Origin of the sequence: Mesorhizobium sp. B2-3-15, assembly GCF_006442875.1 — a bacterium.
GTDB lineage: Bacteria > Pseudomonadota > Alphaproteobacteria > Rhizobiales > Rhizobiaceae > Mesorhizobium > Mesorhizobium australicum.
In genome coordinates this window covers 598,658-623,374 of record NZ_VFVO01000001.1, presented here as the reverse complement: position 1 = coordinate 623,374, position 24,717 = coordinate 598,658, and the positions used below count along the sequence as shown (strand labels likewise).

Here is a 24,717-nt window from a genome sequence, read left to right as displayed (position 1 = left end):
CGGCGAAGCCGAGACGGAGTGGGGGAAGCCGCTCGTCAATCGCGCAGCCTCCTCGATATCGGTTAATCCTACCGATGCCCGAAATGCCTGGCCGCCACCTCGACATGCGTATGGTTGGCATGGGCCACGAAGCGCTCGGTCTCGCCGACATCGTCGACCGCCTCGTTCGGCCACCAAATGCCTCCGACGACGATGCCTTCCGACACCAGCCGCTGGTCGGCGACCAGCGAGGCGCCGACCGCATCGACGAAGGTGAAGCGGCCTGACCGCTGCCGCAGCACGGCCACGTCGCCGGCGGTCCCGATCGTCAGCGTGCCGAGGTCGGGCCGCGCGATCGCCCGCGCCGGCGCCTGCGTCGCGGCGCGCAGAACCTCGACCAGCGGCATGCCGAGGGCCATCAGCTTCGACATGCAGACCAGTATGTCGAAGGCCGGCCCGTCGACGCAGTAGAGGTGCACGTCGCTCGAGATGACGTCGGGCGCCAACCCTTCGGCCAGCATGGCGCGGGCGACCTCGAAGTCAAACGAACCCATGCCATGGCCGAGATCGAAGATGACGCCGCGCTCGCGCGCCAGCCGCATGTCGGGCCGCACCATGCCGGAGGCGAACACCGGCGCATTGGGGAAGGGCCGGAAGCAGTGGGTGAGGATGTCGCCCCGGCGCAGGCGCGGCAGCACTTCGGAGCGGCCGGGCGGCGGCTCGTCTATATGCGCCATCAGCGGCAGGCCGGCCTTGTCGGCGGCCTCCAGCGCCAGGTCGACCGGCGCGATGCCGCTTGTGCCGCCGGCATGCTTGCCGGAGCGAACCTTGACGCCGACGACGACGTCGGCGTGCTCGCGCACCGCCGCCACCACCTCGCGCGGCTCGCAAAGACGGAGATCGCTGCATTCGCCGACCGACACCGTTTGCGAGAAGCCGAAAATGCCGGCAAAGGAAATGTTGACATAGGCCAGGATGCGCACCTTCGAACGCTCCATGACATGGCGGCGGAAGCCCAGGAAATTGCCCGCGCCCGCGCTGCCGGCGTCGATGAAGGTGGTGGTGCCGCTCTTGGCGGCGAGCCTGTCGGCGTCGACACCGAGCGAAGTGCCGCCCCAATAGACGTGGCTGTGCAGGTCGACCAGGCCGGGCGCGACGATGCAACCGGTGGCGTCCACCACCTGGGCGGCGCTGGTCGCGGGGATGTCGGCGTCGATCGCGGCGACGCGGCCATTGGCGATGGCGACATCGCGCGGCGCATCGATGCCGGCCGCCGGGTCGATCAGCCGCCCGCCCTTCACGAGGAGGTCGAATTGCATTGTTGGAACCTCCGATTGGCCGAATTGCCGTCTCAGGCCGGTCTGTAGGCGACAGCCTCGACTTCGATCTTGATGTCGATCATCAGCCGCGATTCGACCGTGGTGCGGGCCGGCGGATTTTTCGGAAAATGCCTGGCATAGACAGCGTTGAAGGCGCCGAAGTCACGCGCGTCCTCGAGCCAGACGGTGGTCTTGACCACGTCGTCCATCGTGCAGCCGGCGAGCGCCAATGCGGCCTTCACATTGGCGAGCACCTGCTCGGTCTGCTCCGTGATGCCGCCCTTGACCACGATGCCGTCGCCGCCGACGGGAACCTGGCCCGAGACAAAGACGAAATCGCCGGCCCGCACGGCGGGCGACAGCGGCACGTGTGATGTTCCGAAAGTCTGCTTGGGCAAGGGACGGCTCCTCCGATGACATGGCCGGACACCGAGGTGGCGCCCGCTTTGCGACGAGATTTACCGCGATCGCGGCAATCCCGATAGAGGCCCTTGTTGGAAAGCAACATTGTTCGAAATCCGTGTTGCTTTATTACAGAAGCGCTTGCATCGTGCACGTTGCCGGACGGGCTCGACGCCACGACGGACAGACGCCCTCGCTAAACCGGAGACCCCGAGAATGACTTTCGACAAGAACCCGTTCCCTCCCGGCGACGCCGACCGTCACGCGCTGTGGGAGATGCTGGTGCGGCGCGACATCGACGCCTTCATCGGCCAGGACTGGGCCATGGTCGAGGACGATTTCATCGCCGAAAGCTTCTTCGGCATGCATGCGCATTTCCTGGCCAATGCCGATGCCTGGCGGCTGCAATTCCCGCGGCTGGAGATTTATCGCGACGAGTGGCTGCGCCAGGCCAAGGAAACGGCGGCGACCAAATTCGCCGAGCCGCTGCGCGAGGCACTGTTTCGCGTTACCAATCTGCGCGACATCGATGTCGACGGCGACCGCGCCGTGCTGCACAAGAAGTTCGACGGCAGCGTCGCCAAGGCGGATGGCAGCGTCGACCGGCTGAAATGGCAGACACTGTATTTCTGCCGAAAGGTCGGCGCGAGCTGGAAGATAGCCGGCTTCGTCGGCTACATGCCTTATCCGCTGGGAAGCTAGTTTCGATTTCCATGAATAGCCATCGACAGTCGCGATGGCCGATCAGCCGCGCCAATTCCCGTGGCGAGCTGCTCAGTACAGCGTGATGAAGGCCGGGAACAGCACGCCTGTCTCCCTGAAATACTCGATCAGCTCGATGGCGGGGAAGATGGCGAGGAAATAGAGCCCGTCGAAAAAGGTGCGCCTCAGCGCCCGGGTCGAGAACTGCAGCTCGTCATTGTCGTGGTAGAGCAGCGGGTTTGGCCAGAACCGGGGCGTCGCCTTGATGTAGGCGCTGTAGGCCGGGCCGAACTTGCCCAGGAGATATTCGGCCTCCTTGCGCGCCGTGACACGGAAGATCAGGAAGCTGGCGACGCCAAGCGCGGCGGCGGCCACCAGCGAGCCGTAGAGCAGGCCGACGCCGACCGCGCCGACCGTCGAGAAGAAGTAGAGCGGGTTCTGGCTCATCGAGAATGGACCCGCCGAAACCAGCTCCTCGTTTTTCTTGCCGCCGACATAGAGGATGCTCCACAGCCGGCCGGCGACGCAGGCGAGCACCAGGCAGAAGCCGAAGAATTCGAGCGTTTCGTGGCCGTTCGAGCCTTCGCTGAGCGCCGGTTTGGTCAGGAACAGCAGCAGCACCGCCAGCACCGCCGCGACCCGGATGAATATCAGCCGCTTGCGCTGGTCGAAAGCCTGGGAAACCGGCTTGAGGGAAGCGTAGGTCATTTTCGCGTTTTCCTGGGCACTCTAGTGCAGGCCCGGCCACTGGGGCACGCCATTGATGGCGGATACAAGGCGTTCATCCTCTATCAGCGCATCGCGAGGCATTCGTAAAGGCCTTTCGCGTCGGCCACCGCCATCCTTACGAATTTGTATGGCGCCGGACAGGCTGGCGAGAAGTCGCTTGCCTATCATCCGAATGCCGGATCGCTTCCGCCGCCGGCGCAACCATCGGCATCGGGACATCAGCCATGCTCGCACCCCACACACACCCCACACCGAGCCAAAACAGGGTGCCGGACGTCACCCTCGACTTCTGGCTGGTCAAGCTGATGGCGGTGACCATGGGCGAGACGGCGGCGGACTATCTCGCCGTCAACCTCGGCCTCGGCTTGACTGTCACCTCGCTGATCATGACCGGCGTGCTGGTCGTCGCCCTCGCTCTGCAGTTCGCGCACAAACGCTACGTGCCGTGGGCCTACTGGCTGGCGGTGGTGCTGATCAGCGTCGTCGGCACGTTGATCACGGACAACCTCGTCGACAATTTCGGCGTGCGCCTGCAGACCACGACGATCGCCTTTTCCGTTGTGCTCGCGGCGACATTCGCGGTCTGGTACGCGAGCGAACGGACGCTTTCGATCCACACCATCTTCACGACCAGGCGCGAGATCTTCTACTGGCTGGCGATTCTCTTCACCTTCTCGCTGGGAACCGCCGCCGGCGATCTGGTCGCCGAAACTTTCGACATTGGCTATCTGACCACGGGCCTGCTGTTCGGCGGCGTCATCGCGCTCATCGCGCTCGCCTGGTATCTCATCCATCTGGATGCCATCCTGGCCTTCTGGCTCGCCTATATACTGACGCGTCCGCTGGGTGCCTCCTTCGGCGATTGGCTGTCGCAGCCAGCCGAATATGGCGGCCTCGGTCTCGGCACCACCTACACCAGCCTGATCTTCCTCGGCTGCATCATTGCGCTCGTTCTCTACATGACGCTCAGGAATAATGCCGATGAGATGGACGACATCCTGCTGGATTCGGAGTGAGCCGCAGGCGGGTGCCGCAGGCGTGGCCGGTTGGCGACCATCCTAGGAACGGGAGCAGGCCGGTGATAGCCTGTCCCGGATACCGGCAGCCAGGGAACAGCGATGCGGCTACTTCTCGTCGAGGACGACCACAGGACGGCGGACTATATCGTGCGCGGCCTGACCGAGGCCGGCCATGTCTGCGACCTCCTGCGCAATGGTCATGACGGGCTTTTCGCCGCGACCGGCGGCGGCTACGACGTGATCGTCGCCGACCGGATGATCCCGGGCCTCGATGGCCTGTCGATGGTCAAGGCCGTCCGCGCCGCCGGCGTGCGCACGCCGGCGATCTTCCTCACCTCCGTCGGCGGCATCGACGACCGCGTCGAGGGGCTCGAGGCCGGCGGCGACGACTATCTGGTCAAGCCCTTCGCCTTTTCCGAGCTGCTTGCCCGCATCAACGCGCTCGGCCGGCGGCCGGCCGCGCAGGAACAGAAGACCGTTCTGCGGGTCGCCGACCTCGAAATGGACCTGATCATGCGGCGCGTCGTCAGGCAGGGCCAGCCGATCGACCTGCAGCCGAGGGAGTTCAGCCTGCTCGAGGTGCTGATGCGCGGCGAGGGCCGCGTCATCACCCGCACCATGCTGCTGGAGCGGGTCTGGGATTTCCACTTCGACCCTAAGACCAGCGTCGTCGAAACCCATATCAGCCGCTTGCGGACCAAGGTCGACAAGCCGTTCGGTACCCAGCTCATCCACACCATCCGCAACACCGGCTACAGCCTGCACGCGCCGCTCTCCCAGTGATCGCGACCTTCCGATGACCGCGAACTTCCCATGACGGCGACTTTCCGATGACCGTGACCCGGACCCGCCTGCTGCGCAGCACGCCATTCCGGCTTGCCCTGACGTTCGCCTTCCTGTTCATGCTGGCCTTCGTGCTGGCGGGCGCCATCGTCTACCAGATGATGAGCGCCGACCTTGCCGAGCAGCTCGACGACACCATCAGCGAGACCTATGCCGTCATCGCCGCGACCTATGCCGACAAGGATCTCAGGGAGTTGGTGGAGACCGTCGAAAACCACTCCGCGCGCAGCCCTGGGAAGGAGCAGCTCTTTTCGCTGACCGACGCCGCCGGCAACCGTATTGCGGGCAACTTCACCGCGGCGGGGCTTCCCGACGGTTTCTCGATGTTCGGCGCCGAAATGCCGGGCCTGCCGCCGGACACCGAATACCGGGCCTATTCCGGTCCGGTCGGCGCCAACACTTTGACCATCGCCTTCAGCCTCTCCGAGACCGAGGAGCTGGAAACGATCATGCTGATGAGCTTCGGCTGGGCGACGCTGATCATCACCGGCCTGGCCGTCGCCGGCGGCGCCCTGCTCGCCTCGCGCGTCCAGCGCCGTCTCGACGGCATTGCCGCCACGATGGTCGACGTTTCGCATGGCCGCCTCGACACCCGCATCCCGCTGACCGGCAAGGACGATGACATCGACATCGTCTCCAGCCAGATCAACGCCGCGCTCGACCGCCTGTCGGCGCTGGTCGAGGGCATGAAGCAGGTCAGCGCCGACATCGCGCATGATTTGAAGACGCCGCTCAACCGCCTGCAGATGATCCTGGAGAGCGCCGCCGACAAGGCCGCACGGCGCCAGGACGTCTCCGACGATCTGGCCGACGCGCGCGCCGAGGGCCACCAGATCAACGAGACCTTCGACGCGCTGCTGCGCATCGCTCAGATCGAGGCCGGCGCGCGCAAGGCGCGCTTCACCGACGTCGATCTCGGCGAGATCCTCGGGACCATCGCCGAGATCTACGCCGGCGTGGCCGAGGACGACGGCAAGGTGCTGTCGGCTGCGGAACTGGACAAGACCACGGACCGCATTCATGGCGACCGTGAACTGCTGACGCAGATGTTCGCCAACCTGGTCGAGAATGCGCTACGCCATTGTCCGCCCGGCACATCCATCCAACTCTCGGTGACGCGCCGGGACGGCCGCGTGCTTGCCGGCGTCGCCGACAATGGCCCCGGCATTCCCGCCGGCGAGCGCGAAAAAGTGTTTCAGCGTCTCTACCGGCTGGACCACAGCCGCTCGACCCCCGGCAGCGGCCTCGGACTGAGCCTCGTCCGGGCCGTCGCCGAGCTGCACGGCGCGACCATTGCGCTTGAGGACCGCCGGCCGGGCCTGGCCGTGGTGGTGAGTTTTCCACTGGTGGTGGATTAACCTCGGAAGTTAGGGAAAGCCGGCGTCGCGGCCATCTCCCCGCAAGGGGGGAGATCTGCCGTCACGTCAGCGGTCGATCCGTGTCGACAAAATAATCGACGACGATGTCCGCTCCACCCCCTCCATGGCGCCGATCTGGTCGAGCAGCGTGTCGAGGTCGCGGATCGACGGCGCGTCGACGATGACGATCATGTCGAAATTGCCGCTGACGGAGTGCAGCGTCCTGACCGGCGGCAGCGCCTGCAGGCTGCGCACCACCTTGTCGGCGAGCTTCGGCGTGACGGTGAGCAGCACATGCGCCCTGACCAGCCCCTGCTCATAGTCCGGCGCCAGCCTGACGCCATAGCCGGTGATGATGCCGCGCTGCTCCAGCCGCTCGATCCGGCTTTGCACCGTCGTGCGCGACACGCCGAGCCGCCGCGCCAGTTCGGCCGTCGAGGCGCGCGCGTTGGCGCGCAGCAGCGAGAGCAGGGCTTGTTCGGAATCACTGAGCATTTCGACGAAATACTTCGGCAGATCGGCAAAAGATAGGGTTCACTTTGTAGAATTCCACGCTTCCTTTCGACAGGCAAGCTGCGATGATTTCCGCGAACTCGGATCGCAGGGGAATTTGAACATGAACAAAATCATTATCGTCGGGGCCGGCAAAATCGGCTCGACCATCGCCGAAATGCTTGCCGCGACGGGCGACTATCAGGTCACTCTCCTCGACCGCTCGGCGGCGCAGCTCGCCGCGGCGGAAGTCCCTGTCGGTGTCGAGACGCTGGAACTCGACATCGCGGCGCCCGGTGCGCTGGAAGCCGCGCTCGCCGGCAAGTTCGCGGTGCTGAGCGCCGCCCCCTTCCACCTCACCACGCGCATCGCCGAGGCGGCGGCCAGCGCCGGCGTGCATTATCTCGATCTCACCGAGGACGTCGTCTCGACCAGGCGGGTCAAGGAGCTGGCCCGTACCGCCAAGAGCGCCTTCATCCCGCAATGCGGGCTGGCGCCCGGCTTCATCTCGATCGTCGCCAACGATCTCGCCAGCCGCTTCGACACGCTGGAAAGCGTGCGCATGCGCGTCGGCGCGCTGCCGCAATACCCGTCCAACGCGCTGAACTACAATCTGACCTGGAGCACCGACGGCGTCATCAACGAATATTGCGAGCCTTGCGAGGCGATCGTCGAGGGCGAGCTGGTCGAAGTGCCGCCGCTGGAGGAGCGCGAGGAGTTTTCGCTCGACGGCGTCACCTACGAGGCGTTCAACACCTCCGGTGGACTGGGCACCTTGGCCGAGACGCTGAAGGGCAAGGTACGCACGCTGAACTACCGCACCATCCGTTATCCCGGCCACGCCGCGATCATGAAGGCGCTGCTCAACGACCTTGGGCTGCGCCACCGCCGCGACGTGCTGAAGGATATTTTCGAAAGCGCCCTGCCGGCGACGCTGCAGGACGTGGTCATCGTCTTCGTCACCGTCTCGGGCCGCAGGAACGGCCGCCTGCTGCAGGAGACCTACGCCAACAAGATCTATTCCCGGCGCATCGGCCAGACGGTGCGCAGCGCCATCCAGATCACCACCGCGTCTGGCATCTGCGCCGTGCTCGACATGCTGGCGGACGGATCGCTGCCGGCGACCGGCTTCGTCAAGCAGGAGGAAATCGCGCTCGACGCCTTCCTCGCCAACCGCTTCGGCCGCGCCTATGCCCAGCATGAAATGGTAAGCCGGCTGGCGGGGTGAGCGCCGGCGCCTTTCCTCTCCCCCGTCGACCGGGGGAGAGGTGTCGAGCGAAGCTCGACGGAGTGGGGGTCGACCTGGCTCGGGCTTGTTATTTCAAGCCGGGGTGATGCCTCGTCCTGACTGATTGAGGCTTGTGATGAGTTTTCAGCGGCGGTGCGTCTGAGGACCGGCTTCCCCCACTCCGTCGCTGCTTCGCAGCGCCACCTCTCCCCCCTCCGGAGGGAGAGGAAAGGAGCCTGGGGCAATCGAGCAACTCCTCCCCCTTTACGCCTGACGCGGGAGAGGGGGAGCTCTAAATATGCAGCGCGTGGCCCAGCGCCTTGAGCGCGGCTTCCGGAAACCCTTCGCCTTGCGTCGGATGGGCATGGATCGTCCCTGCGATGTCCTCCAGCCTGGCGCCCATTTCCAGCGCCAGCCCAAACACCGCCGACAGTTCCGACACACCCTGACCGACGGCCTGGAGGCCGAGCACCAGGTGATTGTCGGCGCGCGCCACGACGCGGACGAACCCGTCTTCGCCGAGCTTGGTCATGGCACGGCCATTGGCGGCGAAGGGGAACAGGCCGATCTTGATCTCGCCGCCTTGCGCCTTGGCCTCTTCGGGCGACAGACCCGCCGTCACCAGCTCGGGATCGGTGAAGCAGACGGCCGGGATCGAGCGCTTGTCCCAGCCGCGCTTGTGGCCGGCGACGATCTCCGCGACCATTTCGCCTTGCGCCATCGCCCGGTGCGCCAGCATCGGCTCGCCGGTGACGTCACCGATGGCGAAGACGCCGCGCATCGAGGTCCGGCACTGGTCGTCGATCCGTATGAACTTTCCGGCCCTGTCGAGATCGATCTGGTCGAGTCCCCAGCCTTCCGTCACCGGCTTGCGGCCGACCGTCACCAGCACCTTGTCCGCGGCGACCTTGGTGCTCTTGCCGTCCGATGTCTCGACCAGCAGGGCATCGCCGTCTGTCGACAGCCCTTTGGCCTTGGCGCCCAGCATCACCTCGACCCCGAGCGCGGAGAGCCGCTTGACGACAGGCCGGGTCAGCTCGGCGTCATACTGCGCCAGCACGCGCGGCAAGGCTTCGACCACGGTGACCCCCGCACCCATCTTGGCGAAGGCCATGCCGAGTTCGAGCCCGATATAGCCGCCACCGACGACAGCGAGTTTCCTGGGAACCTCACTCAGGGCCAGCGCGTCGGTGGACGAGATCACAGGCCCGCCGAAGGGAAGAAAAGACAACTCGACCGGCGCCGAGCCGGTGGCGATCACGATCGTCTCGGCCCGGATCACCTGGCTTCCGGTCTCGGTCTCGACCTCGACGGTCTTGCCATCGCGAAACCTCGCCCAGCCATGCACGGTCTTCACCCCGGCCTTCTTCAGCAGGCCGGCGACACCGCTATTGAGCCGGCTGACGATCCCGTCCTTCCAGGCGATGGTCCTGGCCAGGTCGAGCACCGGTGCGGTGACCGAAATGCCGAGTGGGCTGTTGCCGCCGGCCATGTTCGAAACCTTCTCGAACTCCTCCGCCGCATGGATCAGCGCCTTGGACGGGATGCAGCCGACATTGAGGCAGGTGCCGCCGGGCTTCGCAGCCTCGACGATGACCGTATCGACGCCGAGCTGTCCCGCACGAATGGCGCAGACATAACCGCCCGGACCGGCGCCGATGACGAGCAGCTTGCAGGAGATTTCCTTCATGTTGGCAGCTTCCTTGTCGTGAGAGCCGTCAACGTCCTCCCATTCAACCCAGCGCTGCCCCTCATCCGCCTGCCGGCACCTTCTCCCCGTATAGTGACGGGGAGAAGGGATTGGCCGCGATGTTGGCGCCCTCGTCTGCAACGCTGCCGATTGGCGAAACCATGGATAACGGCGTCTTTCTCCCCGTCACTATACGGGGAGAAATGCCCGGCAGGGCAATGAGGGGCTGCGCGGCGCCCGCCAATGGAAACTCGAGAACGCATCACATCTCCCTCAATCCACGAAAATCAGCGCCGGCGTCTCCAGCAGCGCCTTGATCCGCTGGATGAACACCGCCGCGTCCCAGCCATCTATCACCCGATGGTCGAAGCTCGACGACAGATTCATCATCTTGCGCGGGATGAACTGGGTGCCGTCCCAAACCGGCCGCACCATCATCCTGTTGACGCCGATGATCGCCACTTCCGGGTGGTTGATCACAGGCGTCGTCGCGATCCCACCCATGGCGCCGAGCGAGGTGATGGTGATGGTCGAGCCGGACAGCTCGTCACGCGTCGCCGTTCCCGACTTGGCAGCCTCCGCCAGCCTGCCCACCTCGGCGGCACAGTCCCAGACATCGCGCGCCCCGGCATGCTTGACGACAGGCACCACCAGTCCCGACGGTGTCTGCGCGGCAATGCCGATATGGATGCCGCCATGCTGGTGGATGATGCCGGCCTCGTCGTCGAACAGGGAATTGAGCTGGGGCTGGTCCGCGATCGCCTTGACCATCGCCCGCATCAGGAACGGCAGCAAGGTCAGCTTCGGCCTCTCCGCGCCGCTCTTGGCAACACGCTTTTCCTTGTTGAGCGCGGCGCGCAATTCCTCGAGCGCCGTGACGTCGATCTCCTCGACATAGGTGATGTGCGGGATGCGCGACTTCGACAGCGTCATCTTCTCGGCGATCTTGCGCCGCAGGCCGACCAGTTTGATGTCCTGGACGGTGTCGTCGCGGGCGAGGCCCGGCGCCCTGGCCGATTGCGGCCCGCGCGCCAGGAACGCCTCCAGGTCCTCGTGGCCGATGCGGCCGACCGGACCGGTCCCCGCCACCTGCCTGAGATCGATGCCCGCCTCTTTCGCCCGCAAGCGGACAGCGGGGGAGGCCAACGGCTTTTCGCCTTCCGGACGCGGCGCGCCCGAAGCCGAGGAGCGCGTCACGGTTTTCGGCGCCGACGACGACGATGCGGGTTTCGCCGGTGTCTCGGCGGGTTTTGCCGGCTTGGGCGGCGAAGCGGCTTCGGGCTTCGGGCTCGGCAGCCTGACGGGCGGCTCGGCCCCGGTCGCCGGTTCAGCCTCCTTGCCGGGTTTCACATTGCCGTCGCCCGCCACTTTCAGCCGCACGATCGGTGAACCGATCGCCACCGTGTCGCCGATCTCGGCGCCCAGCCACAGGATTTCGCCATCGACGGGCGACGGGATTTCGACCGTCGCCTTGTCGGTCATCACGGCGGCGAGCACCGTGTCCTCGCGCACGATGTCGCCGATCTTCACATGCCATTCGACGAGCTCGGCCTCGGCGACACCCTCGCCGACATCGGGCAGCTTGATGATGTGTTCGCCCATCTCAGGCCTCCCCCACTCTAGGCTTCCAATGTTTCAAGCAAAGCGCGGCCGACACGCGCGGGACCGGGAAAATACTCCCACTCCTGCGCATGCGGATAGGGCGTGTCCCAGCCGGCGACGCGGGCGACCGGCGCCTCCAGGTGATAGAAGCAGTTTTCCTGCACCAGCGCCGAAAGCTCGGCGCCGAAGCCCGAGGTCAGCGTCGCCTCGTGCACGACGACGCAGCGCCCGGTCTTCTTGACCGAAGCCACGATCGTATCGAGATCGAGCGGCAGCAGCGTCCTCAGATCGATAATCTCTGCGTCGATGCCAGTCTCCTCGGCGGCCGCTTGCGCGACATAGACCATGGTGCCGTAGGCGAGCACCGTGACCGCTCCGCCCGCCCTGCGGATGGCGGCCTTGCCGAGCGGCACGGTGTAATGGCCGTCGGCGACCTCGCCGAGCTCGTGCTTCGACCACGGCGTCACCGGCCGGTCGTGGTGCCCGTCGAACGGGCCGTTGTAGAGCCGCTTCGGCTCGAGGAAAATCACCGGATCGGGGTCCTCGATCGCCGCGATTAAAAGCCCCTTGGCGTCGTGCGGGTTGGACGGCACCACCGTCTTCAGGCCCGACACATGGGTGAACAGCGCTTCCGGGCTCTGGCTGTGCGTCTGGCCGCCGAAAATGCCGCCGCCGGTCGGCATGCGGACAACGATCGGGCAGGTGAAATCGCCATTCGAGCGGTAGCGCAGCCTTGCGGCTTCCTGCGTCAGCTGGTCGTAGGCCGGATACATGTAGTCGGCAAACTGAATTTCCACGCAGGGCTTCAAACCATAGGCGGCCATGCCGATGGCCGAGCCGACAATGCCGGATTCGTTGATCGGCGCGTCGAAGCAGCGGCTCTTGCCATATTTGGCCTGCAGCCCGTGGGTGACGCGAAAAACGCCGCCGAAGAAGCCGACGTCCTCGCCGAACACGACGACTTTGTCGTCGCGCTCCATCGACACGTCCATGGCGTCGCGGATGGCCTCGATCATGGTCCGTCTTGGCATGGCTCAGACTCCCGCCTGCTGGCGCTGGCGCCTGAGATGCGGCGGCATCTCGGCAAACACACCTTCGAACATCTCGCGCGTCGACGGCTTGCCGCCGGCATGCAGCGTGCCGTGGCTTTCCGCTTCCTTCTGCGCCGCGATCACCGTGTCGAGGATTTCGGCCTCGGCCTGCGCATGCCGTTCGTCCGACCAGACACCGAGCTTGATGAGATGGTTCTTCAGCCGCACGACCGGGTCGCCGAGCGGCCAGGCGTCGGACTCGGTCTTCGGCCGGTAGGCGGAGGGATCGTCCGAGCTCGAATGGGCGCCGGCGCGGTAGGTGACATATTCGACCAGCGTCGGCCCGAGGTTGTCCCGCGCCCTTGTCGCCGCCCATTTGGCCACCGCGTGCACGGCCAGATAGTCATTGCCGTCGACGCGCAGCGACGGGATGCCGAAGCCGAGCCCCCGGGCCGCGAATGTGCCCGAGCCGCCGCGCGCGATGCCCTGAAAAGTCGAGATTGCCCACTGGTTGTTGACGACATTGAGCACGACCGGCGCCTTGTAGGTGGAGGCGAACACCAGCGCCGAATGGAAATCGGATTCCGCCGTCGAGCCGTCGCCGATCCAGGCCGCGGCGATCCTGGAATCGTTGGAGATCGCCGACGCCATCGCCCAGCCGACCGCCTGGATGTACTGCGTGGCCAGATTGCCCGAGATCGAGAAAAAGCCGTGCTCCTTCGACGAATACATGATCGGCAGCTGACGGCCCTTCAGCGGATCGGCCTCGTTGGAATAGATCTGGTTCATCATCGTGACCATCGGATAGCCGTCGGCGATGAGCAGGCCGGCCTGGCGATAGGTCGGGAAATTCATGTCGCCGGGGCTGAGCGCCTTGCGGAAGGCGCAGCTCACCGCTTCCTCGCCGAGATGCTGCATGTAGAAGGAGGTCTTGCCCTGGCGCTGCGCCATCTGCATGCGCGCATCGAAGGTGCGCAGCGTCATCATGTTGCGCAGGCCTTCCAGCAATTCCTCGCTGGAAAGCAGCCCGGCCCACGGCCCGACGGCCTCGCCATTGCGGTTCAGCACCCGGATGATCGAAAAGGCCATGTCGCGGATGGTGCGCGGATCGACGTCGATGTCGGGGCGTGGCACGGAGCCGGCCTCGGCGATGGTCACATTGGAGAAATCAGGCGTCCCGCCCGGCCGCACTTCCGGCTCCGGAACGTGAAACCGCAACATCCCAGCATCGGCCATGACCTCAAGTCCTCCAATGTTGCCTGGCAGGGATATTTGCATATCCGCGCCGCCAGTGCGAATGCGTCAGGGTGTCGGTTCCGGCCGCGCCGGCCGATCCGGCCTCCCCCACTCAAGATGAAGATATGTCCGCGAAATTTCTTGTCGATGTTGGGCGGCCGCACGCAATTTGGCGCATGGTTGTGCCGTGTTTGTCGCCAGATAAAGTGATTGGCTGGCGAGACTTGGTTCCACGCCTCCTTTTGTGCCTCCGCGAGCAGGGGAAAAATTGGGGTTTCGCCAGCCTTGGCGCCCTTCCTCTCCCCCGTCGATCGGGGGAGAGGTGGCGAGCGCAGCTCGACGGAGTGGGGGTCGACCTGGCTCGGGCGTTATCTCGAGCCGGGACGACGCCTCGCCCTGATTGAGGCGCTGTGATGAGTGCCAGTGCCTGCGGATTTGAGGACCGGCTTCCCCCACTCCGTCCCGGCTTCGCCGGGCCACCTCTCCCCCCTCCGGAGGGAGAGGAATGGGCCAAGGTTGGCGATCCGAACCGGAAGACGTTCACTCCATCCCCGCATCATGCTAACCACCCTCCATGGCACAGAAGAAAGCTTTCGAGGTCGACGGTTGGCTGGCGCGACCTGATCCGCGCATCTCGATCGTCCTGCTTTATGGCCCCGATCGCGGCCTTGTCTCCGAACGGGCGAAGGCCTTTGCCGGAAAGACCGGCCTGCCGCTCGACGACCCGTTCTCGGTGGTCAGGCTCGAGGGTTCGGAGGTCGATCGCGACGAGGGCCGCCTGCTCGACGAGGCCCGCACCGTGCCGATGTTTTCCGACCGGCGGCTGCTCTGGGTGCGCAATGCCAGCGGCCAGAAGGCTCTGGCCGACGACGTCAAGGCGCTGACGGCGGAGCCGGTGCGGGACGCCATCATTCTCATTGAGGCCGGCGATCTGAAGAAAGGCGTCGGGCTGCGCGCCGTGGTCGAGGGCGCGGACAATGCCATGGCGCTGCCTTGCTACGCCGATGAGGCCCGTGACATCGACACGGTCATCGATGACGAACTGCGCAAGGCCAGCATGGCGATCACGCTGGAGGCACGGCAGGCGCTGCGCCGCAATCTCGGTGGCGACCGGCTGGCCTCGCGCGGTGAGATCGAAAAACTCGTCCTCTACGCCCACGGCCAGAAGGAGATCGGGCTGGAAGAGGTGAGAGCCATGTCCGGCGACGTGTCCGGCGCCTCTTACGACGACGCCGTCGACGCGCTGCTCGAAGGCAAGGTCGGCGACTTCGACACCGCCTTCACGCGCCACTGCCAGGGCGGCGGTCAGCCGTTCCAGGTGCTGTCCTCGGCGATGCGGCAGCTGCAGCAGATCCAGGTCATGCGCGGCCAGATGGAGACCGGCGGCCGCAACGCCGCTTCCGTCGTTGCCGCCGCGCGCCCGCCGGTCTTTTTCTCCAGGCGCAAGCTGGTGGAGAAGACCCTGGAGCGCTGGAACAGCGAAGCGCTCGGCCGCGCGCTGACCCGGTTGCATCAGGCCGTGCTGCAGACGCGGCGACGCCCCGACCTGTCCGTCGCGCTCGCAAGGCAGGCGCTGCTCGGCATCGCGGTGGAGAGCGCGAGGCTGGGACAGCGGTAGAGAAATTGGCCGCCGGCGTCGCAGAAAGGCGCCGGCGTCGCACACCCAGCCTCTTCTCCCCGTTTCTATACGGGGAGAAGGTCCCGGCAGGGGGATGAGGGGCGGCGCCGACCGCCGGGAGTAACGCTGTACCGCATAATTTGCCGGCTAAGCGTTAATCCTGCTTCAGCCGCCTGCACAGCTCGTCGAGCTGTTCCAGGCTGCGATAGGCGACCCGCAGCACCCCGCCCTTGCCCTTGTGGTCGACGGTGACGATCATGCCGGTCGTGTCGGTGAGCAGCTTTTCCAGCGCCAGCGTGTCGGCGTCTTTTTCGGCGGCAGGCGCGGCTGGCTTGGTGCCGTTGGAACTGGCGCCGGCCGGCATCTGCGCCAGCGCTTCGGCCTGGCGCACCGAAAGTCCCTCCTCGACGATGCGCTTGGCGAGGCCCGCCGGATCCTCCGCCGTCACCAGCGTGCGGGCGTGGCCCGCCGACAGCGCGCCGTCGACCAGCATGTCGCGGATCACGTCGGGAAGCTTCAACAATCTCAACGTGTTGGCGACATGGCTGCGGCTCTTGCCGATGACCTGGCCAAGATCGGCCTGGGTGTAGCCATGGTCGTCGATGAGCTGCTGGTAACCCTGTGCTTCTTCGACCGGATTGAGGTCGGCGCGCTGGACGTTCTCGATGATCGCCAGTTCCAGCGCGGTGCGATCGTTGACGTCGCGGATGATGACCGGGATCTCGGTCAGCCCGGCGCGCTGCGCCGCCCGCCAGCGCCTCTCGCCGGCAATGATCTCGTAGCGGCCGGCCTGCGTCGGCGAAGGCCGCGCCACGACCGGCTGCACCACGCCGTGTTCGCGGATCGACTGGGCAAGGTCGGTCAGTTCGGCATCGCCGAAATGCCGGCGCGGATTTTTCGGATTGGCGCTGATGAACTCGATCGGCACCTTGCCGTCGGCGCTCATGCCGGGCTTTTCCGGGGCCGCCGGGCGATCGATCTCGCCGATCAGTGCTGCCAGCCCGCGACCCAGTCTTTTCCTCGAGAGATCTTCGCTCATCTTTATTCCACGTCTATTTCAGATCGTTTCGGTATAGAATCGGCTGTTAAGTGTGCATCGGTTCTAATCAAGCAGCGCGCAATTTACGCTCGCGGCGGATCACTTCGGAGGCCAATTGCAGATAGGCCTGGCTGCCCGAGCATTTCAGGTCATAGAGAATGGCCGGCTTGCCATAGGACGGGGCTTCGGACACCCGGACATTGCGCGGAATGATCGTCTCATAAACCTTGTCGCCCATATGCTCGCGCACGTCCTGCACCACCTGGTTGGCGAGATTGTTGCGGCCGTCATACATGGTCAGCACGATGCCCTGGATGGTGAGGTCCGGATTGATCGACCGACGCACCTGCTCGACGGTTTCGAGGAGCTGGCTGAGACCCTCCAGCGCGAAGAACTCGCATTGCAGCGGCACGAGAACGGAATCGGCCGCCGCCATTGAATTCAAGGTCAAAAGATTGAGCGAGGGCGGGCAATCGATCAGCACATAGCCGAAGGGCGCCCCGCGCTCGGTCGCGGCACGCAGCGCATTGCGCAGCTTGAGCACCCGGTCGGGTGCCGAGGCGATCTCCATCTCGATGCCGAGCAGGTCCAGCGTCGAAGGAACGATGGAAAGGCCGGGCACCGCGGTCGGAATGGCGGCGGCTTCCAGATCCAGTTCGCCCGTCAGCACATCGTAGGACGAAACCGTCCGGTCCTTGCGGTCGATGCCGAGACCGGTGCTGGCATTGCCTTGCGGGTCGAGGTCGACGATCAGCACTTTCTCGCCGATTGCCGCCAGCGCTGTGGCCAAATTGATGGCGGTGGTGGTCTTGCCGACGCCGCCCTTCTGGTTGGCTACGGTGATGATTCGAGGGCCGTTCTTCATCATGGGTCTATGCCAGAAATTCATCTTTGGGTCGCCGAACACTCAGACCCGTCTCGGTTCAGGCAGGTCGCACATTGGACAATTCGAGGATGACGCCGCTGGCGTCGGTCACGCTTGGATGTTCTACCAGATCGAAGGTCCACCGGTTAACGCTTTCTTGCACTTCGGCGCGATAATCCCGGCCTTTGTGAAACAGCGCCCGCGCGCCCGAGGTCAGCCATGGCGCCGACAGGTCCAGCAGCACCGAAAGCGGTGCCAGCGCCCGTGCGGTGACGATTTCCGGCTTCAAAACAAGCACATGGCTGTCCTCGATGCGGCGCGCCACGACCCGCGCCGGCAGGCTGAACTGCCCGACGACGGTCTGCAGGAACGAAGCTTTCTTGCGGTTGCTTTCGACCAGATCGATGCTGGCGCCCGCGCGGTCGCCGAGCAGAAAGGCCATGACAAGCCCGGGAAATCCGCCACCAGACCCGATGTCGACCCAATGCATGGCATCGGGCTCTATCCCGGCAAGTTGCGCGCTGTCCAGAATGTGGCGCTGCCAGACATCGCCCGAGGTCGACTGCGCCACGAGATTGATGCTGCGGTTCCATTTCTGGAACATCGCTTCGAACGCCACCAGGCGATCGAATGTTTCACGTGAAACGGGGCCGGCGGCCTCCTGCAGGCGCTCGCGAGAGAAGGAACTCACGCAACATCCCTCTGCTCGGCTTTCTGCACCGATTCCCAATGGCGGACATGCGCGACGATGATCGCCAACGCCGCCGGCGTCATGCCTTCCATGCGCTGCGCCTCCGCGATGGAGCGCGGCCGCCGCGCCTGCATCTTCTGCTTCAGCTCATTGGATAAGCCAGGCACGCCGACAAAATCGACGCTGTCCGGGATCAGCCGGCTCTCTTCACGCCGGATCTGCGCGACGTCGGTGCTCTGGCGATCCAGATAAACCGAATATTTCGCTTCCGTTTCGAGACGCTCCGCAGTCCTGGCATCGATATCGTGAAATTTCGGTTCAACCCCAGCCAGCCAAGCCACATCGACACCGGGATAGGCCAGCAGTTCAAAGCCGGACCGGCGCACGCCGTCGCGATTGATCTCCAAACCGTGCCGTGCCGCCTCGTTCGGCGTCATGGTCAACGAAAGCGCCATCTCGCGCGCTTCATCCAGCCGCTGCATGACATCCCCATAACGCTGCATCCGCCGCGCCGAGACGATCCCCAGCGTCTGCGCCAGCGGCGTCAGCCGCTCATCGGCGTTGTCGGCGCGCAGCGAGAGCCGGAACTCGGCCCGCGACGTGAACATCCGATAGGGTTCACTGATGCCGCGACTGGTCAGATCGTCGACCATCACGCCGATATAGGCCTGGGTGCGGCTGAGCACGATCGGTGCGCCGCCCGCCGCCCGCCGCGCCGCATTGAGGCCGGCGAGCAGGCCCTGCCCTGCGGCCTCTTCATAGCCGGTCGTGCCGTTGATCTGCCCGGCCAGAAAAAGCCCGACAACGCGCCTGGTCTCTAGCGTGGGATGCAGTTCGCGCGGATCGACATGATCATATTCGATGGCATAGCCAGGCTGCAGCATGACCGCATGCTCCAAACCGGGAATAGTCTTCAATATCTCCAGCTGAACGTCTTCCGGCAGCGAGGTCGAAATGCCGTTGGGATAGACGGTGTGATCGTCGAGCCCCTCCGGCTCGAGGAAGATCTGGTGCCCGTCCCGGTCGCCGAACTTGACGATCTTGTCCTCGATCGACGGGCAATAACGCGGCCCAACCCCTTCGATCGAGCCGGAATACATGGCCGAACGGCCAAGATTGGCGCGGATCAACTCATGCGTGGCTGTGGTCGTGCGGGTGATGCCGCAATCGATCTGCGGCGTCACGATACGGTCGGTCATCAGCGAGAATGGCACGGGATTCTCGTCCGCCGCCTGGCTTTCCAGCGACGCCCAATCGATGGTTCGTCCGTCCAGTCGCGGCGGCGTGCCGGTCTTGAGCCGCCCGAGCTTGAAGCCGGCGCGGTCCATCGTTGCCGACAGCCCCATGCTGGCCTTCTCGTTCATGCGGCCCGCGACGATCTTCTTTTCACCGATGTGAATGAGGCCGCGCAGGAAGGTTCCCGTCGTCAGCACCACGGCGCCGCAGGCAAGCCGACGGCCGTCTGCCAGGAGAACCGCGGCGATCTTTCCATCGGAGATGTCGAAATCGAGAACTTCGCCCTCCACCACCTCGAGATCGTTCTGCTGCCGAATCGCTTCCTGCATGGCAAGGCGATAGAGTTTTCTGTCGGCCTGTGTACGTGGGCCGCGCACCGCCGGGCCCTTGCGGCGGTTGAGCAGGCGGAACTGGATACCGGCGGCGTCCGCCACACGGCCCATCAGCCCGTCCATGGCGTCGATCTCGCGCACAAGATGCCCTTTGCCCAGCCCGCCGATGGCAGGGTTGCACGACATCACACCGATCGTGTCGAAATGTAGCGTCACCAGTGCGGTGCTCGCGCCAGCCCGCGCAGCGGCACTGGCCGCCTCGCAACCCGCATGGCCGCCGCCCACCACAACCACATCATAGTGATCGGTCATTCCATATAGGTCCCGGACTCAAAAGAGATCAGCGACACATGTCCCCGCGAGACGGGACTGTCAAGAAAACTTCCGCGCGACGTTTCACGTGAAACAGGGAAACCCTGCTTCTGTCGGCGTTTCACGTGAATACCGCTTGATTGTTTCACGTGAGTCAGCACGAGCTTCGGCAGCCATCGTGTTTCACGTGAGTCATTTTCCAATGCAGAACTGGGAAAAGATCACGTCGAGCAAATCTTCGACGTCCACCGCACCCACTATCCGTCCCATGCGATCCGCTGCCAGGCGCAGCTCTTCGGCGCGCAATTCCTGGGGCATGCGTTCATCGACGGCGCGGCGCAGATGCCGGTTCGCCGCGTCGAGCAACTCGACATGGCGTAGCCGTGACGGCAGCACATCGCCGCTATCGCCGGCCGCCTCGGCAGCGCGGCGACCGATCTCTGCCAGCAATCCATCCACACCCGTCCCATCGACCACCGATATACCAAACTCGTAGCGCCCAGCTGCATCCTGGGTCGCTCTCCTATCGAGCAGGTCGAGCTTGGTGCCGACGCGCAATGCCGGCGTCGACATCGGCAGCGGACCGGCGTCCTTGGGGTCCGCAGCGTCCTCGAGCAGCAGCAGCAGATCGGCGCGATCCGCCTTGGCTCTTGCCTTCTCGATGCCGATCGCCTCGATTTTGCCAGGCGCTTCCCGCAACCCGGCCGTGTCGGTCAGTCGGACACGCAAGCCCCGGAGATCCAGCACCACCTCCAGCAAATCTCGGGTGGTGCCAGGTTCATCCGTTACAATAGCGGCATCGCGCCGCGCCAAGGCATTGAACAGGCTGGACTTGCCGGCATTGGGCGCGCCGAGAATGACGACTTCGAAGCCGTCGCGGATGATCTCGGCGGCATGGAAGCCGGCGATGTGGCGGTCGATCTCCGAGATCATCGACCTCACGTCGGACCAGACCGTATCTGAAACGGAACCCGGTACATCGTCTTCATCGGCGAAGTCGATCTCGGCCTCGATCATGGCCCGTGCATGGATCAGGCGCTGACGCCAGCCGAGGTAGAGCGCGCTCTGCGCGCCCCCGGCATTCTGGATGGCAAAACGCCGCTGCGCCTCGGTCTCCGCATTGACGAGGTCCGCCAGCGCCTCCGTCTCGACCAGATCGACCTTGCCGTTGAAGAAGGCGCGGCGCGTGAATTCTCCCGGCTCGGCATGCCTGACGCCGTCGAAACCAGCGATCGTTTCCAGCATCCTGGCCACCACGGCGCGCCCGCCATGAACATGGAACTCGGCGACATCCTCACCGGTGAAGCTCGCCGGACCGGGAAAGAACAGAACCAAACCGTTATCGAGCACGGTTCCATCCGGAGCCCTGAATCTGCGCAGGACCGCACCCCGCGCCTTAACCATGCCTCCGGCGATCGTTTCGATTATGAATCGAGTCTGCGGGCCGGATATTCGCAGCACCGCGACACCGGCCGGAAGCCGGCCGCTCGACAACGCCACGATCGAATCGCCTGAAATCATTTGCCCGCTTTACCGAACCGCCCTAGCTTTCGCCTCATCACCGCCCCGGATCGCTCCTGAAAGTTGGCCATTGTGACATTGCCCGCGCAAAACCTGCTTGCCGAAGAGGCCAGCCCCTATCTGCAGCAGCACAGCGGCAATCCCGTGCATTGGCGCGGATGGTCACCGGCGTCGCTCGAGGAGGCAAAAGCCCTGGACAGGCCAATCCTGCTCTCCATCGGCTATGCCGCCTGCCATTGGTGCCATGTCATGGCCCATGAAAGCTTCGAGAACGACGATGTCGCCGCCGTCATGAACCGTCTGTTCGTCAATATCAAGGTGGACCGCGAGGAGCGACCCGACATCGACCAGATCTATATGGCGGCCCTGTCCTCGATGGGCGAGCAGGGCGGCTGGCCGCTGACCATGTTCCTGACCCCCGACGGCAAGCCGTTCTGGGGCGGCACCTATTTCCCGCGCGAGCCGCGCTATGGCCGTCCGGGGTTCATCCAGGTGATGGAAGCGGTCGACAAGGCATGGCGCGAGAAGCGGGCAAGCCTGCACCAGAGCGCCGACGGCCTGACCTCGCATGTCGAGGCGCGGCTCTCGGCCACGCATTCCAAGGCACTTCTCGATCGCGATACGCTGTCCGACCTTGCCGGCCGCGTCAGTGGCATGATCGACCGCGACCGCGGCGGGCTCGCCGGCGCGCCGAAATTCCCGAACGCGCCGTTCATGCAGACGCTGTGGCTGTCCTGGCTGCGGGACGGCAATGCCGCGCATCGCGACGACGTCCTCGTCAGCCTCGAACATATGTTGAGCGGCGGTATCTACGATCACATCGGCGGCGGGCTCAGCCGCTACTCGACGGACGCCGAATGGCTGGTGCCCCATTTCGAGAAAATGCTCTACGACAATGCGCAGCTCATCCGCTTCTGCAACTGGGCCCTCGCGGCGACCGGCAATGATTTGTTCCGGGTCCGAATCGAGGACACGGTCGACTGGCTGCTGCGCGAAATGCGTGTCGAAGGCGGCGCCTTCGCCGCCAGCCTCGATGCCGATAGCGATGGCGAGGAAGGCCTGTTCTACACCTGGAGCAGGGGGGAGATCGAATCTGCTCTTGGAGACGATTTAACCTTGTTTTTCAAGTACTTCAGCCTTTCCAGCCCGCCCGGATGGGAAGGTAAGCCGGTGCTCCATCAGACCCTCTCCCAGCAGGCGTCTGGTGTTGCCGACCGGGAGCGGCTTGTCCCGCTCAAGGCAAGGCTTCTCGCTGTCCGGGAACAACGCGTCAGGCCGGGCCTGGACGCAAAGACCCTTACCGACTGGAACGGCCTGATGATCGCCGCCCTCGCCGAGGCGGGTCGTTCGCTGGCGCGACCGGATTGGATCGAGGCCGCGGCCAAGGCCTTTGCCCATATCGGCAAAGCCGGCCGCGACGGTCGCTTGCCGCATTCCATGCTTGGTGTCCGGAAACTGTTTCCCGCACTGTCGAGCGACTATGCCGCCATGACCAACGCGGCGATCTCGCTGTTCGAGGCCACTGAGGACTGGAGCTATGTCGAGCAGGCCAGCCAGTTCCTTGAACAGCTCGACCATTGGCACGCCGACGTAGAAGGCACGGGTTACTATCTGACCGCCTCGGACAGCACCGACGTGCCGATCCGCATCCGGGGCGATGTCGACGAGGCCATCCTGTCGGCCACCAGCCAGATCATCGAGGCGCAGGTCCGGCTGGCTTCTATTACCGGCAACCTCGACTTGCAGGAGAAGGCGTGGAAAACGGCCGAGCATGCTACCGGCCGAGCGGCGCACCAGGCCTATGGCCAGGCGGGTATCGTCAATGCCTGCGCGCTTGCCCTCGAGCCGCTGAAACTGGTCATCGTGGACGGGCTGGAGAATCCGAAGCTCATTCCGGTGGCGAATCGAAACCCAGATCCGCGTCGCGTCGATATCGTGGTGCCAATCGGTACGGCGGCGAATCGACCCTTGCTCCCCGGCGGAATCCTGCCTCCGACCAACCGGCGCGGCGCCTGGTTGTGCACCGGCCAGGTCTGCCTGCCGGTGGTTACGGATGCTGACGAATTGGAAGGATTGTTGCGGCGAAAGTGATTCGTCATCCTCGGGCTTGATCCGAGGATGACGAAGATAAGGCTCTGCCGCGCCTCGATTACGTGTTCATCGAGTCGAAGAAATCGCCGTTGGTCTTGGTCTGCTTCAGCTTGTCGATCAGGAACTCGATCGCGTCGGTGGTTCCCATCGGCGCCAGAATGCGGCGCAGCACGAAGATCTTCTGCAGGTCCTGGCGCGACACCAGCAGGTCTTCCTTGCGGGTGCCGGATTTGAGGATGTCGATGGCCGGATAGATGCGCTTGTCCGCCACCTTGCGGTCGAGCTGGATTTCGCAGTTGCCGGTGCCCTTGAACTCTTCGAAGATGACTTCGTCCATGCGGCTGCCGGTGTCGATCAGCGCGGTGGCGATGATGGTGAGCGAGCCGCCTTCCTCGATGTTGCGCGCGGCGCCGAAGAAACGCTTCGGGCGCTGCAGCGCATTGGCGTCGACACCACCGGTCAGCACCTTGCCGGAGGACGGCACGACGGTGTTGTAGGCGCGGCCCAGGCGAGTGATCGAATCCAGAAGGATCACCACATCGCGGCCGTGCTCGACCAGCCGCTTGGCCTTCTCGATGACCATTTCGGCGACCTGGACGTGGCGCACCGCCGGCTCGTCGAAGGTCGAGGAGATGACTTCGCCTTTGACCGAACGCTGCATATCGGTGACTTCCTCGGGCCGCTCGTCGATCAGCAGCACGATCAGGTAGCATTCCGGATGATTGGCGGTGATCGAGTGCGCGATGTTCTGCAACAGCACCGTCTTGCCGGTGCGCGGCTGTGCGTTGATCAGGGCGCGCTGGCCCTTGCCGATCGGCGCCACCAGGTCGATGACGCGAGGCGAGATGTCCTTGCCGGGCGGATTGTCGACCTCCATCTTCAGCCGCGAGGTCGGGTAGAGCGGCGTCAGATTGTCGAAGTGGATCTTGTGGCGGATCTTTTCGGGATCGTCGAAATTGATCGTGTTGACCTTGAGCAGCGCGAAATAGCGCTCGCCCTCCTTCGGGCTGCGGATCGGCCCTTCGACCGTATCGCCGGTCTTCAGCGAAAAGCGCCGGATCTGCGACGGCGAGATGTAGATGTCGTCGGGACCTGGCAGATAATTGGCATTGGCGGAGCGCAGGAAGCCGAAACCGTCCTGCAGCACCTCGACCACGCCGTCACCGATGATCTCGATGTCCTGGGCGGCGAGCTTCTTCAGGATCGCGAACATCAGTTCCTGCTTGCGCATGACGCTGGCGTTCTCGACCTCGAGCGATTCGGCATAAGCGATCAGCTCTGGCGGCTTCTTGTTCTTGAACTCGGTGAGTTTCATTTCTTGCATTAGACGGACTCTGGGTAGGCTTTGGGGGAAAGATCGGCGGGATGCGACAAATGCCGGG

At 64.7% G+C, this 24,717-nt stretch carries 21 protein-coding genes; 7 read left to right on the top strand and 14 right to left on the bottom strand.

Going from position 1 to position 24,717, the window contains the following annotated elements; all coding sequences use genetic code 11:
• Nucleotides 1-68: 68 nt before the first annotated feature.
• Nucleotides 69-1,298: an amidohydrolase/deacetylase family metallohydrolase gene (locus tag FJ954_RS03105; RefSeq protein ID WP_140660383.1), complete on the bottom strand. Its 1,230-nt coding sequence runs from the start codon at nt 1,296-1,298 to the stop codon at nt 69-71.
• A 32-nt stretch (nt 1,299-1,330) separates the two neighbouring features.
• Nucleotides 1,331-1,696, bottom strand: a complete 366-nt coding sequence (locus FJ954_RS03100) for a RidA family protein (protein ID WP_140618195.1) — start codon at nt 1,694-1,696, stop codon at nt 1,331-1,333.
• Between the two features lie 220 nt (nt 1,697-1,916).
• On the opposite strand from FJ954_RS03100, the gene FJ954_RS03095 reads away from it, so the two are divergent.
• On the top strand, nt 1,917-2,402 hold the full coding sequence (locus FJ954_RS03095; protein ID WP_140660382.1) for a hypothetical protein: 486 nt from the start codon (nt 1,917-1,919) through the stop codon (nt 2,400-2,402).
• 72 nt (nt 2,403-2,474) lie between these two features.
• Here the strand turns inward: FJ954_RS03095 and FJ954_RS03090 are convergent, their stop codons facing one another.
• Nucleotides 2,475-3,110: an isoprenylcysteine carboxylmethyltransferase family protein gene (locus FJ954_RS03090; protein WP_140660381.1), complete on the bottom strand. Its 636-nt coding sequence runs from the start codon at nt 3,108-3,110 to the stop codon at nt 2,475-2,477.
• A gap of 245 nt (nt 3,111-3,355) precedes the next feature.
• Here FJ954_RS03090 and FJ954_RS03085 point away from each other — a divergent pair, with 245 nt between their 5' ends.
• From FJ954_RS03085 to FJ954_RS03075, 3 genes are all read left to right on the top strand, one after another.
• Entirely contained in the window at nt 3,356-4,147 is a 792-nt protein-coding gene (locus tag FJ954_RS03085; protein WP_140660380.1) for a hypothetical protein, read from the top strand.
• Nucleotides 4,148-4,249: 102 nt separating this feature from the next.
• Nucleotides 4,250-4,933, top strand: coding sequence for a winged helix-turn-helix domain-containing protein (locus FJ954_RS03080; RefSeq protein ID WP_140660379.1), 684 nt, complete (start codon nt 4,250-4,252; stop codon nt 4,931-4,933).
• A gap of 47 nt (nt 4,934-4,980) precedes the next feature.
• Entirely contained in the window at nt 4,981-6,351 is a 1,371-nt protein-coding gene (locus tag FJ954_RS03075; RefSeq protein ID WP_140660378.1) for an ATP-binding protein, read from the top strand.
• Nucleotides 6,352-6,417: 66 nt separating this feature from the next.
• Here the strand turns inward: FJ954_RS03075 and FJ954_RS03070 are convergent, their stop codons facing one another.
• Nucleotides 6,418-6,846 carry an Lrp/AsnC family transcriptional regulator gene (locus FJ954_RS03070; protein WP_140660377.1) on the bottom strand — a complete coding sequence of 143 codons (429 nt, stop codon included), beginning with the start codon at nt 6,844-6,846 and terminating at the stop codon, nt 6,418-6,420.
• 121 nt (nt 6,847-6,967) lie between these two features.
• On the opposite strand from FJ954_RS03070, the gene FJ954_RS03065 reads away from it, so the two are divergent.
• Nucleotides 6,968-8,071 carry a saccharopine dehydrogenase family protein gene (locus tag FJ954_RS03065; RefSeq protein ID WP_140660376.1) on the top strand — a complete coding sequence of 368 codons (1,104 nt, stop codon included), beginning with the start codon at nt 6,968-6,970 and terminating at the stop codon, nt 8,069-8,071.
• A gap of 292 nt (nt 8,072-8,363) precedes the next feature.
• On the opposite strand, the gene lpdA is transcribed toward FJ954_RS03065, so the two are convergent.
• The 4 genes from lpdA to FJ954_RS03035 form a co-directional block, all read right to left on the bottom strand.
• Nucleotides 8,364-9,761, bottom strand: coding sequence for a dihydrolipoyl dehydrogenase (lpdA, locus tag FJ954_RS03055; RefSeq protein ID WP_140660375.1), 1,398 nt, complete (start codon nt 9,759-9,761; stop codon nt 8,364-8,366).
• Between the two features lie 273 nt (nt 9,762-10,034).
• Nucleotides 10,035-11,363 (bottom strand): dihydrolipoamide acetyltransferase family protein, encoded by a 1,329-nt coding sequence (locus FJ954_RS03045; protein WP_140660374.1) that lies wholly within the window; start codon nt 11,361-11,363, stop codon nt 10,035-10,037.
• Between the two features lie 17 nt (nt 11,364-11,380).
• Nucleotides 11,381-12,394, bottom strand: a complete 1,014-nt coding sequence (locus tag FJ954_RS03040; protein ID WP_140660373.1) for an alpha-ketoacid dehydrogenase subunit beta — start codon at nt 12,392-12,394, stop codon at nt 11,381-11,383.
• 3 nt (nt 12,395-12,397) lie between these two features.
• On the bottom strand, nt 12,398-13,630 hold the full coding sequence (locus tag FJ954_RS03035; protein ID WP_140618175.1) for a 3-methyl-2-oxobutanoate dehydrogenase (2-methylpropanoyl-transferring) subunit alpha: 1,233 nt from the start codon (nt 13,628-13,630) through the stop codon (nt 12,398-12,400).
• 574 nt (nt 13,631-14,204) lie between these two features.
• On the opposite strand from FJ954_RS03035, the gene holA reads away from it, so the two are divergent.
• A complete protein-coding gene (gene holA / locus FJ954_RS03030) occupies nt 14,205-15,248 on the top strand; it encodes a DNA polymerase III subunit delta (protein WP_140660372.1) in 1,044 nt (347 codons plus the stop codon).
• 154 nt (nt 15,249-15,402) lie between these two features.
• On the opposite strand, the gene FJ954_RS03025 is transcribed toward holA, so the two are convergent.
• The 5 genes from FJ954_RS03025 to mnmE all read right to left on the bottom strand — a co-directional run bounded on the left by FJ954_RS03025 (nt 15,403) and on the right by mnmE (nt 21,244).
• Complete coding sequence (locus FJ954_RS03025) at nt 15,403-16,287, bottom strand: ParB/RepB/Spo0J family partition protein (protein ID WP_140618171.1); 885 nt, start codon at nt 16,285-16,287, stop codon at nt 15,403-15,405.
• 67 nt (nt 16,288-16,354) lie between these two features.
• Nucleotides 16,355-17,155 carry a ParA family protein gene (locus tag FJ954_RS03020; protein ID WP_031251964.1) on the bottom strand — a complete coding sequence of 267 codons (801 nt, stop codon included), beginning with the start codon at nt 17,153-17,155 and terminating at the stop codon, nt 16,355-16,357.
• 55 nt (nt 17,156-17,210) lie between these two features.
• On the bottom strand, nt 17,211-17,843 hold the full coding sequence (rsmG, locus tag FJ954_RS03015) for a 16S rRNA (guanine(527)-N(7))-methyltransferase RsmG (protein ID WP_140660371.1): 633 nt from the start codon (nt 17,841-17,843) through the stop codon (nt 17,211-17,213).
• Nucleotides 17,840-19,723, bottom strand: a complete 1,884-nt coding sequence (gene mnmG, locus FJ954_RS03010; protein WP_140660370.1) for a tRNA uridine-5-carboxymethylaminomethyl(34) synthesis enzyme MnmG — start codon at nt 19,721-19,723, stop codon at nt 17,840-17,842. The genes rsmG and mnmG overlap by 4 nt, the downstream gene beginning before the upstream one ends.
• A 192-nt stretch (nt 19,724-19,915) precedes the next feature.
• Nucleotides 19,916-21,244 carry a tRNA uridine-5-carboxymethylaminomethyl(34) synthesis GTPase MnmE gene (gene mnmE / locus FJ954_RS03005; RefSeq protein ID WP_140660369.1) on the bottom strand — a complete coding sequence of 443 codons (1,329 nt, stop codon included), beginning with the start codon at nt 21,242-21,244 and terminating at the stop codon, nt 19,916-19,918.
• A gap of 72 nt (nt 21,245-21,316) precedes the next feature.
• On the opposite strand from mnmE, the gene FJ954_RS03000 reads away from it, so the two are divergent.
• Nucleotides 21,317-23,335: a thioredoxin domain-containing protein gene (locus FJ954_RS03000; RefSeq protein WP_140660507.1), complete on the top strand. Its 2,019-nt coding sequence runs from the start codon at nt 21,317-21,319 to the stop codon at nt 23,333-23,335.
• 58 nt (nt 23,336-23,393) lie between these two features.
• On the opposite strand, the gene rho is transcribed toward FJ954_RS03000, so the two are convergent.
• Entirely contained in the window at nt 23,394-24,659 is a 1,266-nt protein-coding gene (gene rho, locus FJ954_RS02995) for a transcription termination factor Rho (protein WP_015314810.1), read from the bottom strand.
• Nucleotides 24,660-24,717: the final 58 nt, after the last annotated feature.